The 15,310-nt window shown below is 58.8% G+C and carries 11 protein-coding genes; 3 read left to right on the plus strand and 8 right to left on the minus strand.

Translation table 11 applies throughout. The features are described from left to right. Window positions 1–61 precede the first annotated feature (61 nt). A complete protein-coding gene (rpoC, locus tag BOSE62_RS10870) occupies window positions 62–4,453 on the plus strand; it encodes a DNA-directed RNA polymerase subunit beta' (protein WP_159645971.1) in 4,392 nt (1,463 codons plus the stop codon). A gap of 95 nt (window positions 4,454–4,548) precedes the next feature. On the opposite strand, the gene BOSE62_RS10875 is transcribed toward rpoC, so the two are convergent. From BOSE62_RS10875 to BOSE62_RS10885, 3 genes are all read right to left on the minus strand, one after another. Then, on the minus strand, window positions 4,549–5,427 hold the full coding sequence (locus BOSE62_RS10875) for a mannan-binding lectin (protein ID WP_201295661.1): 879 nt from the start codon (window positions 5,425–5,427) through the stop codon (window positions 4,549–4,551). Between the two features lie 138 nt (window positions 5,428–5,565). Beyond that, window positions 5,566–6,147 carry an FMN-dependent NADH-azoreductase gene (locus BOSE62_RS10880; protein WP_159645974.1) on the minus strand — a complete coding sequence of 194 codons (582 nt, stop codon included), beginning with the start codon at window positions 6,145–6,147 and terminating at the stop codon, window positions 5,566–5,568. Window positions 6,148–6,238: 91 nt separating this feature from the next. After that, on the minus strand, window positions 6,239–6,955 hold the full coding sequence (locus BOSE62_RS10885) for a pirin family protein (RefSeq protein ID WP_159645977.1): 717 nt from the start codon (window positions 6,953–6,955) through the stop codon (window positions 6,239–6,241). A 126-nt stretch (window positions 6,956–7,081) separates the two neighbouring features. Here BOSE62_RS10885 and BOSE62_RS10890 point away from each other — a divergent pair, with 126 nt between their 5' ends. Next, window positions 7,082–7,972, plus strand: coding sequence for a LysR family transcriptional regulator (locus BOSE62_RS10890; RefSeq protein ID WP_159645980.1), 891 nt, complete (start codon window positions 7,082–7,084; stop codon window positions 7,970–7,972). Window positions 7,973–8,344: 372 nt separating this feature from the next. Further along, on the plus strand, window positions 8,345–9,364 hold the full coding sequence (locus BOSE62_RS10895) for a M48 family metallopeptidase (RefSeq protein WP_159645983.1): 1,020 nt from the start codon (window positions 8,345–8,347) through the stop codon (window positions 9,362–9,364). Between the two features lies 1 nt (window position 9,365). On the opposite strand, the gene BOSE62_RS10900 is transcribed toward BOSE62_RS10895, so the two are convergent. The 5 genes from BOSE62_RS10900 to BOSE62_RS10920 are packed head-to-tail and all read right to left on the minus strand — an operon-like array spanning window position 9,366 to window position 15,244. Next, window positions 9,366–9,635 carry a DUF6726 family protein gene (locus BOSE62_RS10900; protein WP_159645986.1) on the minus strand — a complete coding sequence of 90 codons (270 nt, stop codon included), beginning with the start codon at window positions 9,633–9,635 and terminating at the stop codon, window positions 9,366–9,368. 49 nt (window positions 9,636–9,684) lie between these two features. Further along, window positions 9,685–10,554: a UTP--glucose-1-phosphate uridylyltransferase gene (locus BOSE62_RS10905; RefSeq protein WP_159645989.1), complete on the minus strand. Its 870-nt coding sequence runs from the start codon at window positions 10,552–10,554 to the stop codon at window positions 9,685–9,687. Window positions 10,555–10,563: 9 nt separating this feature from the next. Then, entirely contained in the window at window positions 10,564–11,097 is a 534-nt protein-coding gene (gene msrA, locus BOSE62_RS10910; protein WP_159645992.1) for a peptide-methionine (S)-S-oxide reductase MsrA, read from the minus strand. A 10-nt stretch (window positions 11,098–11,107) separates the two neighbouring features. Continuing rightward, window positions 11,108–14,185 (minus strand): efflux RND transporter permease subunit, encoded by a 3,078-nt coding sequence (locus tag BOSE62_RS10915; RefSeq protein WP_159645995.1) that lies wholly within the window; start codon window positions 14,183–14,185, stop codon window positions 11,108–11,110. 36 nt (window positions 14,186–14,221) lie between these two features. Continuing rightward, entirely contained in the window at window positions 14,222–15,244 is a 1,023-nt protein-coding gene (locus tag BOSE62_RS10920) for an efflux RND transporter periplasmic adaptor subunit (protein WP_159645998.1), read from the minus strand. Window positions 15,245–15,310: the final 66 nt, after the last annotated feature.

A 15,310-nucleotide genomic window follows, 5' to 3' on the forward strand; every position in this document is an offset into this window, starting at 1 on the left:
CGCTAGTTTCACGCCACCCAGCATTTGAAATTTGGGGCGTAAGCCCAAAAGGAATTAAGACATGAACCAAGTAACAAATTTTGCCAATCCGATCGCAAAGCCGGAAACATTCGACCAGATCCAGATCGGCCTCGCCTCGCCGGAGCGGATCCGCAGCTGGTCCTTTGGTGAAATCAAGAAGCCGGAAACCATCAACTACCGGACCTTCAAGCCGGAACGCGATGGCTTGTTCTGCGCGCGCATCTTCGGTCCGGTAAAGGATTACGAATGTCTGTGCGGTAAATACAAGCGCATGAAATACAAAGGCATCGTTTGCGAAAAATGCGGTGTCGAAGTCACGGTGACCAAGGTCCGCCGCGAGCGCATGGGTCATATCGACCTCGCTGCGCCGGTTGCCCATATCTGGTTCCTGAAATCGCTGCCATCGCGCATCGGCCTGCTGCTCGACATGCAGCTCAAGCAGCTCGAGCGTGTGCTCTATTTCGAAAGCTATGTGGTGATCGAGCCCGGCTTGACCGCGCTGGAAAAATTCCAGCTGCTGACCGAAGACGAACTGCTCGAAGCACAGGATGAATATGGCGAAGACGCTTTCTCTGCCGGCATCGGTGCGGAAGCGGTCAAGATCATGCTGCAGGACTTGGACCTGAAGCAGGAACGCGACGATCTGATGGAGGAACTGCGGACGACCAAGTCGACGCTGAAGCCCAAGAAGATCATCAAGCGCCTGAAAGTGGTCGAAAGCTTCATCGACTCCGGCAACAAGCCGGAATGGATGATTCTGGAAATCATTCCCGTCATTCCGCCCGAGTTGCGTCCGCTGGTGCCTCTCGATGGTGGCCGTTTCGCGACCTCCGATCTCAACGATCTCTATCGCCGCGTGATCAACCGGAACAACCGTCTGAAACGCCTGATGGAACTCCGCGCGCCGGATATCATCGTCCGTAACGAGAAGCGCATGCTTCAGGAATCGGTCGACGCATTGTTTGACAATGGCCGTCGTGGCCGGACCATCACCGGTGCGAACAAACGTCCGCTGAAATCGCTGTCCGACATGCTCAAGGGCAAGCAGGGCCGTTTCCGCCAGAACCTTCTCGGTAAGCGCGTCGACTATTCCGGTCGTTCGGTTATCGTGACCGGTCCCGAGCTGAAATTGCATCAGTGCGGTTTGCCGAAGAAAATGGCTCTCGAGCTGTTCAAGCCGTTTATCTACGCGCGCCTTGATGCCAAGGGCCTTTCGATGACGCTCAAACAGGCCAAGAAATGGGTCGAAAAAGAGCGCAAGGAAGTCTGGGACATTCTCGAGGAAGTGATCCGCGAACATCCGGTGATGCTCAACCGCGCACCGACGCTTCACCGTCTCGGCATCCAGGCATTCGAACCGGTATTGATCGAGGGCAAGGCCATCCAGCTTCACCCGCTGGTCTGCTCCGCGTTCAACGCCGACTTTGACGGTGACCAGATGGCGGTCCACGTTCCGCTGAGCCTCGAGGCCCAGCTGGAAGCGCGCGTATTGATGATGTCGACCAACAACATCCTCTCTCCCGCAAACGGCAAGCCGATCATCGTTCCTTCGCAGGATATGGTTCTCGGCATCTATTATCTGACAATGGATCGCAAAGGCGAACCGGGCGAAGGCATGATGCTGGCCGACATGGCCGAAGTGCATCAAGCGCTCGAAATCGGTGCCGTAACCTTGCACTCCAAGATCACCACCCGGGTTCCGCAGACCGATGAGGATGGCAACCCCATTCTCAAGCGGTTCGAAACCACGCCGGGCCGTCTGCTGATCGCCGAATGTCTGCCGAAATCGCACCTGGTGCCGTTCGACATCGTCAACCGTTTGCTGACCAAGAAAGAAGTCGGCGACGTGATTGACCAAGTCTATCGTCACACCGGCCAGAAGGACACGGTCCTGTTCGCCGATGCGATCATGGGTCTTGGCTTCCGTCACGCTTGCCGTGCCGGTATTTCCTTCGGCAAGGATGACATGATCATTCCGGATTCCAAGGATGCCACGGTTGAAGAAACCCGCGCCCTGGTTGCGGACTATGAGCAGCAATATCAGGATGGTCTGATCACGCAGCAGGAAAAATATAACAAAGTGATCGACGCCTGGTCCCGCTGTGGTGACACGGTTGCGAACGCGATGATGGACGAGCTGGCCGCGACGCCAGAGGATGAACATGGCCGCGAGCGCGAGATCAACGCGATCTACATGATGAGCCACTCCGGCGCGCGTGGTTCGCCAGCCCAGATGAAGCAGCTGGGCGGCATGCGCGGCCTGATGGCCAAGCCTTCCGGCGAGATTATCGAAACACCGATCATCTCGAACTTTAAAGAAGGCCTGACGGTTCTGGAATATTTCAACTCCACCCACGGTGCCCGTAAGGGTCTTGCGGATACGGCGTTGAAAACGGCAAACTCGGGTTATCTGACCCGTCGTCTGGTCGATGTTTCGCAGGATTGCACGATCGTCGAAGAAGATTGCGGCACCGAAAATGCACTGGAAATGAAAGCCATCGTCCAGGGCGGTTCGGTTATCGCATCGCTGGGAGAACGTATCCTTGGCCGGACCATGGCCGAAGATATTATCGACAGCAAAGACGACAGCGTCGTGATCAAGGCCGGTACCTTGCTGGACGAAGCTGCCATCCTGGTGATCGAGGAGCTCGGCATCCAGTCCGCGCGCATTCGCTCGCCGCTGGTTTGCGAATCCAAAATGGGCGTTTGTGGCACCTGCTACGGTCGTGACCTTGCTCGCGGTACTCCGGTGAACATCGGTGAAGCGGTTGGCGTTATCGCCGCCCAGTCGATCGGTGAGCCGGGCACCCAGCTGACGATGCGGACCTTCCACATCGGCGGCGCGGCACAGCTCAACGAGCAGTCCAATCTGGAAGCCGTAGCCGAAGGTACGGTCCAGTATCGCGACATGCCGGTGATCGAGGACAAGAACGGACGCTTCCTGTCGCTTGCCCGCTCGGGTGAAATCGCGGTGATCGACAATGACGGTCGCGAACGGTCCGCCGACAAGCTGCCATATGGTACTAGCGTGCTGGTCAAGGACGGCCAGAAGGTGAAACTGGGCGATCGCCTGGCCGAATGGGATCCGTTCACCATGCCGATGATCACCGAAAAACCCGGTGTGATCAAGTTCCAGGACGTCATCGAAGGCAAGACGATGACCGAGCAGACCGACGAAGCCACTGGTATCGCGCAACGCGTGATCACCGAATATCGGGCTTCCGGTCGCGGCGCGAACAAGGAAGATCTCCGTCCGCGCCTGACCCTGCTGGACGAGAACAGCGGCGAAACCGGTCGCTACATGCTCGCCAACGGTGCAACCCTGTCCGTCGAAGACGGTGCCAAGGTTGCTGCCGGTGACGTGCTCGCCCGTGTCTCTCGCGAAGCGGCGAAGACCCGTGACATCACGGGTGGTCTGCCACGGGTTGCCGAACTGTTCGAAGCGCGCATTCCGAAGGACAATTCGATCATCGCCAAGATCGACGGACGGATTGAATTCGTTCGCGATTATAAAGCGAAACGGAAGATCGCGATTGTGCCGGAAGAAGGCGAGCCGGTCGAATATCTGGTACCAAAGACCAAGGTCATCGACGTTCAGGAAGGCGATCTGGTCAAGAAGGGCGACAACCTCGTTTCCGGTTCTCCCGATCCGCATGACATTCTGGAAGTCCTCGGGGTTGAGGCTCTGGCCGAATATCTCGTGTCGGAAATCCAGGAAGTTTACCGACTGCAGGGCGTGAAGATCAACGACAAGCACATCGAGACGATCGTTCGTCAGATGCTGCAGAAAGTTGAAATCACCAATGGTGGCGACACCACCTTGCTGCCGGGCGAACAGGTCGATCTGGAAGAGATGCTCGAGTATAACGCCAAGCTGACCAAGAAGCAGATTCCTGCCGAAGGCAAGCCGGTTCTTCTCGGCATCACCAAGGCCAGCCTGCAGACGCGCAGCTTCATCTCTGCCGCGTCCTTCCAGGAAACCACCCGGGTGCTCACCCAGGCGGCGGTCGAAGGCAAGAAGGATCAGCTGATCGGTCTCAAGGAGAACGTGATCGTTGGTCGCTTGATCCCGGCCGGTACCGGTGCGGGCATGAACCGCGCGCGGATTGCGGCCACCAGCCGTGATGCGGCGCTCCGGGCGCAACAGCAGAAGATGCTCGACGCGATGCAGGCTGCAGCCGATCTGAAGGCGGAAGAAGTGGCCAGCGCCGCGGCTTCTGCTGCCGAAGCCGAGCCTACGGCCGAGGATGTTTTCGGTGAAACGCCGGTCGAGGAAAACCTGATCGCTGCGGACAGTGCGGAAGAACAGCGCGAAGCCGAACTGGCGCAAGGCGATGAAGCCGCAACCGGCGATTCCCACATGGCCAAAACCATGGGTGAAGGCATCGAGGAAAGCGACACTGAAGCGGCCCAGACCGACGAAGACCAATAGTCTTCCGCGTCAGGAGCCATATTGAAAAAGGCCCCGCCGGAGATAATCCCGCGGGGCCTTTTTTCATGCCAGAGCCACAAGGGCTGCCGTAAAAACTAGAAGCGTATCTCGCAGACCGACATTTTGCCCTGCACCGTGGTCCGCCACTGGCCGGTCCACTCACCACCCTGTGAAGCGGCGACCGCCGGACATTTTCTGCGCGCATCCTGCTGGTTCCAGATCGGACCGGCATTTACGTCGCGGGTACGACTGGCCGGAGCAGGAGCTCGCCGCGGCGCCGGACGGGACACGGTCGCCTGCCGCGAACTCGATGTAATTTGATACAGATCGGACTTTGATCCGCCGTTCTGGCCATAGCCGACCCATTTGCGATAGAGGTCGAGCTGCAATTGCACATTGCGTGAAGAATCATTCAGATAGACCGACCACTGATCACGCCCGGTTTCTGTGAACCGGAACGTGGCCTGCCCCCGGTCGTTAAATTCGGCCCAGCGGCCCGGCCCGGTCTGCCTGAAGCTGCCGCCAGAGAAGAACACCTGTTTGACATTGCGACCGTTGGTCTCGGCGCGCGGTGCCGGAGACGGCGAACGCACGCGACCATCATTGCGATAGGCGCTGGCGATTCGATAAAAGTCGCGCTTCGGACCGCCATTGTCGCCCAGAAGGATCCAGTTGCGGTGAATGTCGATCTGCAATTGCACATTGCGCGAAGGATCGTTCAGATAGACCGACCAGTCATCCCGACCGGTTTCGTTAAAGGTAAATTTTACCCGTCCGTCGGCACCATATTCAGTCCATTTCCCTCTCCCCGTATTCCGAAAATGCCCGCCATTGAAGCGCACTTCCGAGACATTATATCCGTTCACACCCTGCTGTTGCCGCTGGGCAAGCGCTGTTTCAGTGAAGGTCAGGGAAGTCGCTCCCAGCGCGGCAACGGTCAGGCCCATTGCCACCGCTCTGTTTAGAAATTGCATGGATTCTCCACATTTATTGGCGCGACCCGCAAACGGGGTGGCACAAAGCGGCCATACTTATCAAGAATCTTCGGTTTTTATCTTCCCGTCCGCCAGCGCCTTACCGGCGGACGGTCTGTTTGGCGATGCCCAGGCGGATCAGGCCGATGTCACTTTCTCGAGCGCCTGGTCGAGCGCCGCTTCGCCCCTCATCATCTGCCGGTCCGCCGCGATGACTGTCAGGTCGGTGATTCCGACAAAGGCCAGTATATGGCGCAGATAGCCGGACGCGAAATCAATCTCGCTGCCCACTTCGGTCCCTCCCGATGCAATCAGCACATAGGCTTTCTTGCCCGTCAGCAGCCCTTCCGGCCCCTTGGCGGTATAGTGGAAGGTCTTTCGGGCGCGGGCGATCAGATCGATCCATGCCTTGAGAGCCGCCGGCACGGCAAAATTGTATATTGGCGTGCCGATCACCAACGTGTCCGCAGCGACCAGTTCATCGACCAGCGAGTCCGACAAGGCCAGTTCCGCCTTCTGTGCATCGTTACGTTCGCTTTCATCGGTGAAATTCGCACCGACCCAGTCCTCGGTCACGAAGGGCAAGGCCTCGGTCAGATCGCGGGTGACGATATGGTCCGGCGCCAGCCGTGCGATCAGCGCATCGGTCAGAGCGCGGGAGGTTGAGCCGGCTTTACGCGCGCTGGCGTCAACACGAAGGATATTGCTGGACTGGGTCATGATATTGGTACCTTTTGCTTGAAGTTGAGACCGAATGGGAGGGACGCTCCGGGAGTCAGGGGATAACGAGCGCCCCTCCGGGGGCGGGGAGTTAATCTTGGGGCTCCCACGCTTCGACAAAGACGAATTCGGTCGCGTCAATCGCTTCGATCTGTAGCGATGCGACGTCCCGGATCGCCAGGGAATCGCGCGGACCGACACGCTCGCCATTGACCCGGATCCGGCCGGTGGAGCCGACCAGATAGACATGGGCGCCATCGGCAATCCGATGCGCGATCGTCGTGCCTGCGCTGAGCGTAGCGCCATAGAGGCGCGCATCCGCCCCTATCATTAGCGCACCACCCTTGATGTCCTCCTCGAAACCGCTGGCGAGGATTTCCAGCTGGCCGGAACGGTCGCCTCTTGGAAAGGCTTTCGCATCCCAGCGCGGTGCACCGCCCGCGGCGCGCGGTTCGATCCAGATCTGGAACAGGCGGGTCTGTTCGTCTTCCAGATTATATTCGCTGTGCATCACGCCGGTGCCGGCGCTCATCACCTGGACATCGCCGGCCTCGGTACGGCCTTCATTGCCCATATTGTCGCGGTGGGTAATCGCTCCATCGCGGACATAGGTGATGATTTCCATATCCTTGTGGCCGTGCACCGGAAAGCCGGTCTTCGGCTTGATCTCGTCATCATTCCACACCCGGATCGGGCCAAAGCCCATGCGGGCCGGATCCCAATATTTGCCGAACGAAAAATGATGCCGGGCCTGCAGCCAATCATGGTCTACATGGGCCAGATCCTTGAACTCTCGTTTCTCCATCATTGTATTTCTCCTGTTCGAGCGGGCCTTGTTTCCGCTCTGCTTGAGAAAGAGATAGGCCGATCCCAGTGTTTCTGAAATAGCCGAAATTGAATTTGATTGTTTCCATTTTTTGCTTAATGTAACGCCATGGCATTACCCGATTACGAAGCCTGGGCGATTTTTGCAGCGGTTGCGCGGCTGGGCAGCTTTACCGCTGCCGCGCAGGAACTGGCATTGTCCAAACCGACGATCTCGAAGGCCATATCGCGGCTGGAAGAGTCGCTCGGCACGGTGCTGTTCCACCGCACCTCGCGCAGGATTTCGCTTTCCACCGCAGGCAAGGCGCTACTCCCGCATGCGCGGCAGATCGCTATGGACGGTGAAGCAGCGATGGAGGCCGCGCGCGATACAACGCATCTGTTACAGGGGCAGGTGCGTCTGGCTGCCCCGCTCAGCTACGGTCTTTCGCATCTCGCACCGGTGATCGCCGACTTCATGTGCGCCTATCCGGAAATCACCGTCGACCTGCAGCTCAATGACGCGCGGGTTGATCTGGTCGAGGAAGGCTTTGACTGCGCGATCCGGATCGGCGCGCTGCCCGACAGCAGCCTGAGAGCGATCAAGCTGCGCAGGATGAACGGCTATTTCATCGCCGCCCCGAGCTATGTCGAGCGCAAGGGCCAGCCGGCAACTCCGGCTGACCTGAACGACCATGATTGCTTCATTTATTCCAACACGCCGAGCCCCGAACAATGGCCGGTAACCGGCCCTGATGGCCATATAACCAATGTGCGGCCCAAATGCCGGTTCCGCAGTAACAATGGCGACGTCATGCTACCGGCGCTGGTTGCCGGACGCGGAATTGGCTATCTGCCCGATTTTCTCTGCCAGAAGGCGCTGGACGCGGGTGACCTGATCAATATTCTTCCGGGATGCCGCATCGGCGATATCGCCCTCAATATCGTCATGCCCCCGTCCCGCCTGCGACCGGCCCGGGTGGATGCGCTGGTGGACTTTCTGAAGGACAATTTGCGCTGACGGAGGAATCGACAGTTTTGCTGTCCTACACCGCCAGGATTTAGTAGCCTCGCGTAATGACCAGAAAGATACTGATCCGCCCCAGTGACACCCGACCACTTCCCGCCAGATATCCGGCCTGTCCGGCTGCGACCGGATTGGCAAAATTCGAAGAGAAGATGATTTTTTCTTAACAGTGTAAAGTTTGTAAAGTTCATCAGGAAGACCGGCCCGATAATAAATGCTGATTGAATCCATCTTGCCTCGTCTCGTCGCGGACCCGATAAAACGCTGGTCGCAGACAACGCTACGATGGCCGCCGTCCGAAAGACCTGGAGAAACGCCATGCCAAGCGCATTCAACCTGCCGCAAGGCACAACCGGTTAGATAGTTATGATGATCCGGATCTGGCTTCCCCTCTTCGCCCTGAGCATCGCCGCCCCCTTGTCCGCGCAGGAAGCAGCGGATAACGGGATCGATGCCGAGACAATTCTGGCGCTCAAGGGCCTGCAACTGCTGGACCAGCGGATGAATACCATCGGCTTTCGCCTGATCAGTGCCAATGCGGCTTATTGCGATGAGCAAACCGCTAGCAGCGGCTTGCTGCTCAATGATGTTGCCCAATATGCCGATCAGGATACCGCCCGTTTCGCGCTCGGATTTGACGGCTCGATCGGAATCACCGCGGTGGCACCGGACAGTCCCGCTGCAAGGGCGGAATTGTCACCGGGCAACAGCCTGCTGGCAATCAACGATATCGCAATCGAGGACATTGTGGCCGATGAATCGCAATCATCGCTCCAGCCGCCGGCCTATCGACGGATCGATACGATCAACCGGATGTTGCGCCAGCAGCTCGCTACGGGCGCGATTGAGCTGACCATAGCGGAAGGCGGTGTCAACAGGACTGTAGCGCTCACGCCGGTCCAGACCTGTCCAGGACAATTTCAGGTCCGGGTCAGCGCCGACCGCAGCGCTACGGCGGATGGCAAGCTGGTCAGCGTTTCCTCGCGTCTCGCCGAATATTTTCTGAGCGATGACGAATTTGCCGCGGTCGTCGCCCATGAACTGGCGCATAATCTGCTGAAACACCGCGACCGGCTCGATGCGCAACAGGTCAATCGCGGCTTTTTGGGCCAGTTGGGCAAGAGCGCCGGCCGGATCAGGGAAACCGAGATTGAAGCGGACCGGCTATCGGTCTGGCTGATGGCCAATGCCGGCTATGACCCGCAGGCCGCGATCACGTTCTGGACCCGCTACGGCAAGGAACATGGCAAGGGCATCTTCTCCGCCTCGACGCATTATCGCTGGAAAAAGCGGGTGCAGCTGTTCGAAGAGGAAATTGCGAAAATGGACGCGATGGAAACCGTCGACGGCAAATATGCGCCGCCACTGCTGAGCGGACCCGACTGACTCAATCGTCGTCCTTGTAGGCGTCCTTGCAATTGCGGCGTTCCTGCTTGTTGCGCGCTTCATCAAGGCACAGGTCGCGCTGCTTTTTCCGGTCGGCCAGCGCCTTGCGCCCCAGATCCTCTTCCCTCTCGGACTGGGTCTGGGTGGTCGCATCCACTGCGGTCTCGACAACCGTACCGGCGGCCCTGAACGGCGCGGTTACGATTTTGCTGACGCAACCGGACAAGAGCAGGGCAACAAGAGCGGCCGTCAATATGGGTGATATGCGCATGATATACTCCTCAGCTGCTCCCCGCCGGCATCGTGACCGCCTGAACGGCTCAGGACTCCGCCAGCAATGTCTCTGCTATTTCCCTGATCTCGCTGCCAATCTCCGGATGGGCCAGCGCCAGCGCCAGATTGGCTTCGACATAGCCCTGTTTCGATCCGCAATCATAGCGCTTGCCGTCAAAGGTCATGCCGTGGAACGGCTGCTGGCCGATCATCTGCGCCATCGCGTCGGTCAGCTGTATCTCGCCGCCAGCGCCCGCTGCCTGGGTTTCCAGAATCCGCATCACTTCGGGTTGCAGAATATAGCGGCCGGGCAGAATGAGGTTGGAGGGCGCGGTGCCGGCCGCAGGCTTCTCGACCAGCCCCTTGACCTCGGTGATGGGACCGTCCCGATAACCGGGATCAATGACACCATAAGAGGGCGTTTTCTCGATCGGAATTTCCAAGGCACAGACGATATTGCCGCCAAGCTTGTTATAGGCGTCGACCATTTGCTTCATGCAACCAGGCGAACCGACCATGAACTCGTCGGGCAGGAAGATGGCAAATGGCTCGTCACCGATGATGTCGCGCGCGCACCAGATGGCATGACCGAGCCCCAAAGGCTCCTGCTGCCGGACAAAAACACAGTCACCGGGCTTGAGCCGGGTCCCTTCGAGCACCGACCGGTCTTTTCCCCGGTCCGCCATATTGCGCTCGAGTTCAAACGCCATGTCGAAATGATCCTCGATCATGCCCTTGCCCCGACCGTTGACGAAGATCATCTGCTCGATCCCGGCCTCCAGCGCCTCGTCGACGGCATATTGCAGCAATGGCCGGTCGACGATAGGGAACAGTTCCTTGGGCATGACCTTGGTCGCCGGCAAAAAACGGGTGCCCATTCCGGCAACAGGGAAAACGGCTTTTTTGATCGGTTTCATATTTCTGTCCTAGTCCTTCAACTTGTTGGCGAAGCTGGTCCGCAATTTTTGCAGTTTCGGCGGGATGGTGGCGACACAATAAGGATTGCTGCGCCCTTCGTCAGCCCAATATTGCTGATGATAGTCTTCCGCCATATACCAGGGGGCCGGCCCCTCGATAGTGGTCACAACCGGTTCGGCACGCCCCTCTGCCGCCCGCTTTATGCCGGCTTCGGCTTCGGCGCGCTGCTGATCGTCGAGCGGGAAAATCGCCGACCGGTACTGGGTGCCGATATCATTGCCCTGCCGGTTGAGCTGGGTCGGATCATGGGTAGCGAAGAAAATATCCAGCAGATCGGCATAGCTGACGACCGCATCGTCGAAACCGATCTTGATCGCCTCGGCGTGCCCCGTGGTCCCGGAACAGACTTCACGATAGGTCGGGTCGGGCTTGGCGCCGCCAATATATCCGCTTTCGACGGAAGTGACTCCGGCGATATCGTTGAAGACCGCTTCGGTGCACCAGAAACAGCCACCGGCAAAAATGGCTTCCTGCTTGGCCATATAAACTCCTTTACAGGGTGGCAGCCTCGCCCCCTTCATTTGCAATGCCACGCGCGTCATCGCGCCTGGCGACAAGAAGATACATGGCGGGTGTTACCACCCGAGACAAGAGGGTCGAGCTGATCAGCCCGCCGATGATGATCCCCGCCAAGGGCGCATATAGTGCTCCGCCCCATAGAGCGAGCGGCGTCAAGCCGCCGATCGCCGTGATCGATGTCAGCAGCACCGGCAGGAACCGGACCTCCCCGGCTTTCTCGATCGCGTCGCGCAATTCCATCCCCTTCGCGCGCAACTGGCTGGTAAAATCGACCAGCAGAATCGAGTTTTTGATTTCGATCCCGATCAGCGCGATAAAGCCGATCAGCGCCATGACACTGAGCGAATTGCCGGTGAAATAAAGGGCGAGTATGCCGCCAAAGGTCCCCAAAGGAATGACCCCCGCCACGACGATCGTTTCCCGGAACCGCCGGAACTCGGCTACCAGCACCGCAAAGATCAGCATGAACGCGGTCAGGATCAGCGGACCGAAATTACCGAATGTTTCGCCGATTTTCTCGGCCTCGCCACCGATGGACCAGTCATAGCCTTCGGGAAATTTGATCTGCTCCAGCTGTTCCACGGCACGGTCATTGACCGTCGAGGGAACTTCGCCGAAATCGACCTGGGCGGTAACCAGCACCGTCCTGCGCAACTGATGCCGCTGGATTTGCGGAGTGACGTTGGTCAGCTTGGGATCCGTGATCTGCGCCAGCGGCACCGGGTCGCCAGCGCGCGTGGTGACGTAAATCTTGTCCAGCACCGATATCGGCAGATTACCCTCAAACGGGAAGCGAACGGTCACCGGATAATCATCCCCTTCCTGATCCCGGAAAGAGGCCGCCTGTTCGCCGCTGATTGCCAGCCGGATAGCCCGCCGTGGCTCCCCCGATGGAATATTGAGCAGGGCCGCCTTCTTGTCGTTCAGGCCAATGTCGAGATCGATCTTGTCCGTCTCCACCGGATTGACAATATCCCGGGCACCCGGCGTCTTGCGCAAGACATCGGCAATCTTGCCGGACAATTGCTTGAGAGTGTCCAGTTCCGGGCCGGACACCCGGATGACAATCGGCGCCTCCACCGGCGTACCGTTCTGGAAAAGTTCGATCTTCACCCGCGCGCCGGCGATCTGATCGAGCTGTTTGCGCAACCGGTCGATCATCGCCGGGCCTTCCCGGGTATCCCACTCGTCCATCACCGCCAGTACTTCGCCATAGTTGATGCGCTCGGCCCTCGGACCGACATTGTAGAAAACCTGCGGATTGCCGTTACCGATATTTTCCGCCCGTACTTTGATACTGGGTTCGGTCTCCAGAATTTTCGTCACTTCCGACACGATCCGGTCGGTACGATCAAGACTGCTGCCCTGTTCCGCTTCGACCGAAACCCGGAAATAGGGAGCGTCGGCAAAAGGAAAAAGCGAAAAGCCCAGTTTTGGTACCAGGGCAAAGGCCGAAAAGCACAGGAGCATGGCTATTAGCACCGTCTTGACTGGCGCGCCCAAGGCGATGTGCAGGATAGGACGATAGAAGCGCTGGATATTGCCATTGACCCAGCGCAACGCGCGATTGCCTTCCGGATTTTCGTCGCGCCGCAACATGCGGCGGGCGAGGAAGGGAATCAATGACAGCGAGATGACCAGCGACGAAATGACCGTTGCGATAATCGCGATGAAGAAAGAGCGCGTATAGGCTCCGGCACCGCTGGGCAGAAACAGCAATGGTACAAAGGCCAGAACCAGAACAGCGGTAGACCCGATGACCGCCGCGCGAATTTCGAGACTGGCCTCGATCGCCGCCTGGGTTCTGGTTTTACCCATGCGCAGATGGCGGGCAATATTCTCTGTAACAACAATGCTGTCATCGACCAGCAAGCCGAGCGAAACGATAAATCCGGCAATTGAAAGCTGGCTGAGATTATATCCCATCGCGTATAGCACCAGCAATCCTGACGCGAGCGAGAGCGGGATCGAGATCATGACGATGCCCGAAGACCGCAATCCAAGGGGCAAAAGTGTAAAGATCACCAAAGCAATTGCGATCGTGAAGTCGCGGGTGAGTTCGTTCAACCGCCGCTTGACGTCGCGGCTCTGGTCGAACTGCATGACCAGTTTGATGTCCGGAGGCAGGACAAGCCGCTGCTGTTCCGTCACCGCATCAAGTTCGCTTTTCAGACGCGTGACGTCGACAGCATCTTTCTGCGTGACCGTGAGGAACACCGCCCGCTCGCCATTGTGCCGCGCCCGGTAAAGCTGTTCTTCCGCCCCCCAGTTAACCTCGGCAACGTCATCGACCGTCAGCAGCGATCCGCTCGACGCCCGTAGCGGCAATCCGCGGATGGCATCGAGATCACGAAATGCACCGCCTGCCTCGACGTTCAACCTGCGCTCGCCGCTCTGGACCGCGCCGCCGGGCAGGTCAGCGCCGCCCAGCCGGACGGCATCGGCGACAGCACTGGCAGGAACCCGCAATTCGGAAAGACGGTCCGGTCTTACCTCGACGCTGACTTCAGGTTGCGGGAGCCCGAATATCCGGGCTTCCCGGACACCGGAACTGCGCATGAAAATATCGGCCAAATCTTCCGCATATTTTTCCATCCGCCGCCAGGAAGCCGTTTCGCTGACCAGAGCCACTTGCATGACCGAGGCTTCGGTCGTGCGGATCTTGCGAAACTCGAGTTTCTGCAACTCGGCCGGCATATCATCGCGTATCGCGGAGACTTCCCGCACCACGTCATCGAAATAGCCGTCTACATCGCCCGACCATTGGCTGAACTCCACCCGAATGACGGTTCCGCCATCGGTGCTTGTCGAACGCACTTCAGCGATATCATCGAGGCCCTGCACCACATCTTCGATCGGCTTGGCGATCGTCTCTTCCATCTCCTGCGCATCGGCACCGGGCTGAATCGCGATGATATTGACAGCGGGAATCGGGAAATGCGGATCGACGGCCTTGGGAATACCGCTGAGCGCGCTTAGCCCCAGCAACGCGAGCAGGAGAAACAGGACCGAAGAGAGCTGCCAGCGGGAAATGACGAAGCGGGCGAGCATCTCAGACCCGGATATCCCTATGGTGGCATGTCCTGATCATCGCACCCGCCGGATCGGCTTTATCAAATCGCCGTTCCTAAGCTTCTCAACGCCCCGGCTCACAATCGTCTCGCCGGCCTTCAGACCGGCCAGAATTTCCAGATTCCTGTCGGTCAGCTTGCCAATCTGGACATTTCTCTGCTGCACCCGATCCTTTTCATCAACCACGAAGACCAGGCCTTCACCGGTGCGGACACCGAAAATTGCATTGGCCGGGATGACGAAAGCCGCCCTGCCCTCCCGGGGCACCTGCACTTCGACCATGCCCAGCTGACCGGAACGCAGACGATCGCTGGCCGGGAGCAGAAAATTCACTTCGAACGTTCCGGTCCGCTCGTCTGCCCGCCCGTCCTTTTCGCTGACCACCGCATCCAGTGGCTCGTCGGAAACTGCGGACAGCAAGACCTTGGCCGGCATGCGGACGCTGATACGGGCAGCATCGGCATCGGTCATCGGCACTCGCAGCACAAATCCCTTGTCGATTTCGCCCAGCACCAGCGCGGTCGTACCCGCAGTCACGATCTGCCCGGCATCGATATTACGGGACAGAATGATCCCGCTGCTCGGCGCGCGAATATAGGAAGTGCGGCTGGCAAATTCCGTGGCCTCGATCTGGGCGCGGGCAACGCGTGCGGCCGCTTCCGACTGCTCCAGCCGGGATTTGGTCACCCAGCCGTCTTTGTACAATTTCTCGATGCGGTCATATTCCGCTTCGGCACGATCACGCTCCGCGCGCGCCGCGCTCAGATCCGCGGCAACCGTGCTGCCATCCAGCGCTGCCAGAATCGCACCCCGCTTGACCCGGTCACCTTCTTCATAACGGACGGAAGCTACTTTGCCGTCCGTTGTAAAACCCAGTGCCGTTTCGCGGCGCAAGCGAACGGTGCCGGCGGCGTTTAGAATTTCATTCTCGCTGGCCGGCTGGACCGTTGCCACAGCTGCCGGAATCGGCTCGGTTGAACTGGGTTTTGCTTCCGGCTCGCTGACGCTGCACCCGGTCACAACGACCAGACTGCTCAAAATCGATATTAACGTCCTGCCAAGCGTCATATTGCGCACTACCACCCCTGCTCAATTTGTCTTAAG

The organism is Sphingorhabdus sp. 109 (genome assembly GCF_902506555.1).
In the GTDB taxonomy this organism is placed as follows: domain Bacteria; phylum Pseudomonadota; class Alphaproteobacteria; order Sphingomonadales; family Sphingomonadaceae; genus Parasphingorhabdus.

Coding starts and splice junctions, on each gene's coding strand:
- BOSE62_RS10915 (WP_159645995.1), bottom strand. CDS start 14,185: ATGCTCGCCCGCTTCGTCATTTCCCGCTGGCAGCTCTCTTCGGTCCTG.
- BOSE62_RS10900 (WP_159645986.1), bottom strand. CDS start 9,635: ATGCGCATATCACCCATATTGACGGCCGCTCTTGTTGCCCTGCTCTTG.
- BOSE62_RS10890 (WP_159645980.1), top strand. CDS start 7,082: ATGGCATTACCCGATTACGAAGCCTGGGCGATTTTTGCAGCGGTTGCG.
- BOSE62_RS10885 (WP_159645977.1), bottom strand. CDS start 6,955: ATGATGGAGAAACGAGAGTTCAAGGATCTGGCCCATGTAGACCATGAT.
- BOSE62_RS10880 (WP_159645974.1), bottom strand. CDS start 6,147: ATGACCCAGTCCAGCAATATCCTTCGTGTTGACGCCAGCGCGCGTAAA.
- BOSE62_RS10875 (WP_201295661.1), bottom strand. CDS start 5,427: ATGCAATTTCTAAACAGAGCGGTGGCAATGGGCCTGACCGTTGCCGCG.
- rpoC (WP_159645971.1), top strand. CDS start 62: ATGAACCAAGTAACAAATTTTGCCAATCCGATCGCAAAGCCGGAAACA.
- BOSE62_RS10905 (WP_159645989.1), bottom strand. CDS start 10,554: ATGAAACCGATCAAAAAAGCCGTTTTCCCTGTTGCCGGAATGGGCACC.
- msrA (WP_159645992.1), bottom strand. CDS start 11,097: ATGGCCAAGCAGGAAGCCATTTTTGCCGGTGGCTGTTTCTGGTGCACC.
- BOSE62_RS10895 (WP_159645983.1), top strand. CDS start 8,345: ATGATGATCCGGATCTGGCTTCCCCTCTTCGCCCTGAGCATCGCCGCC.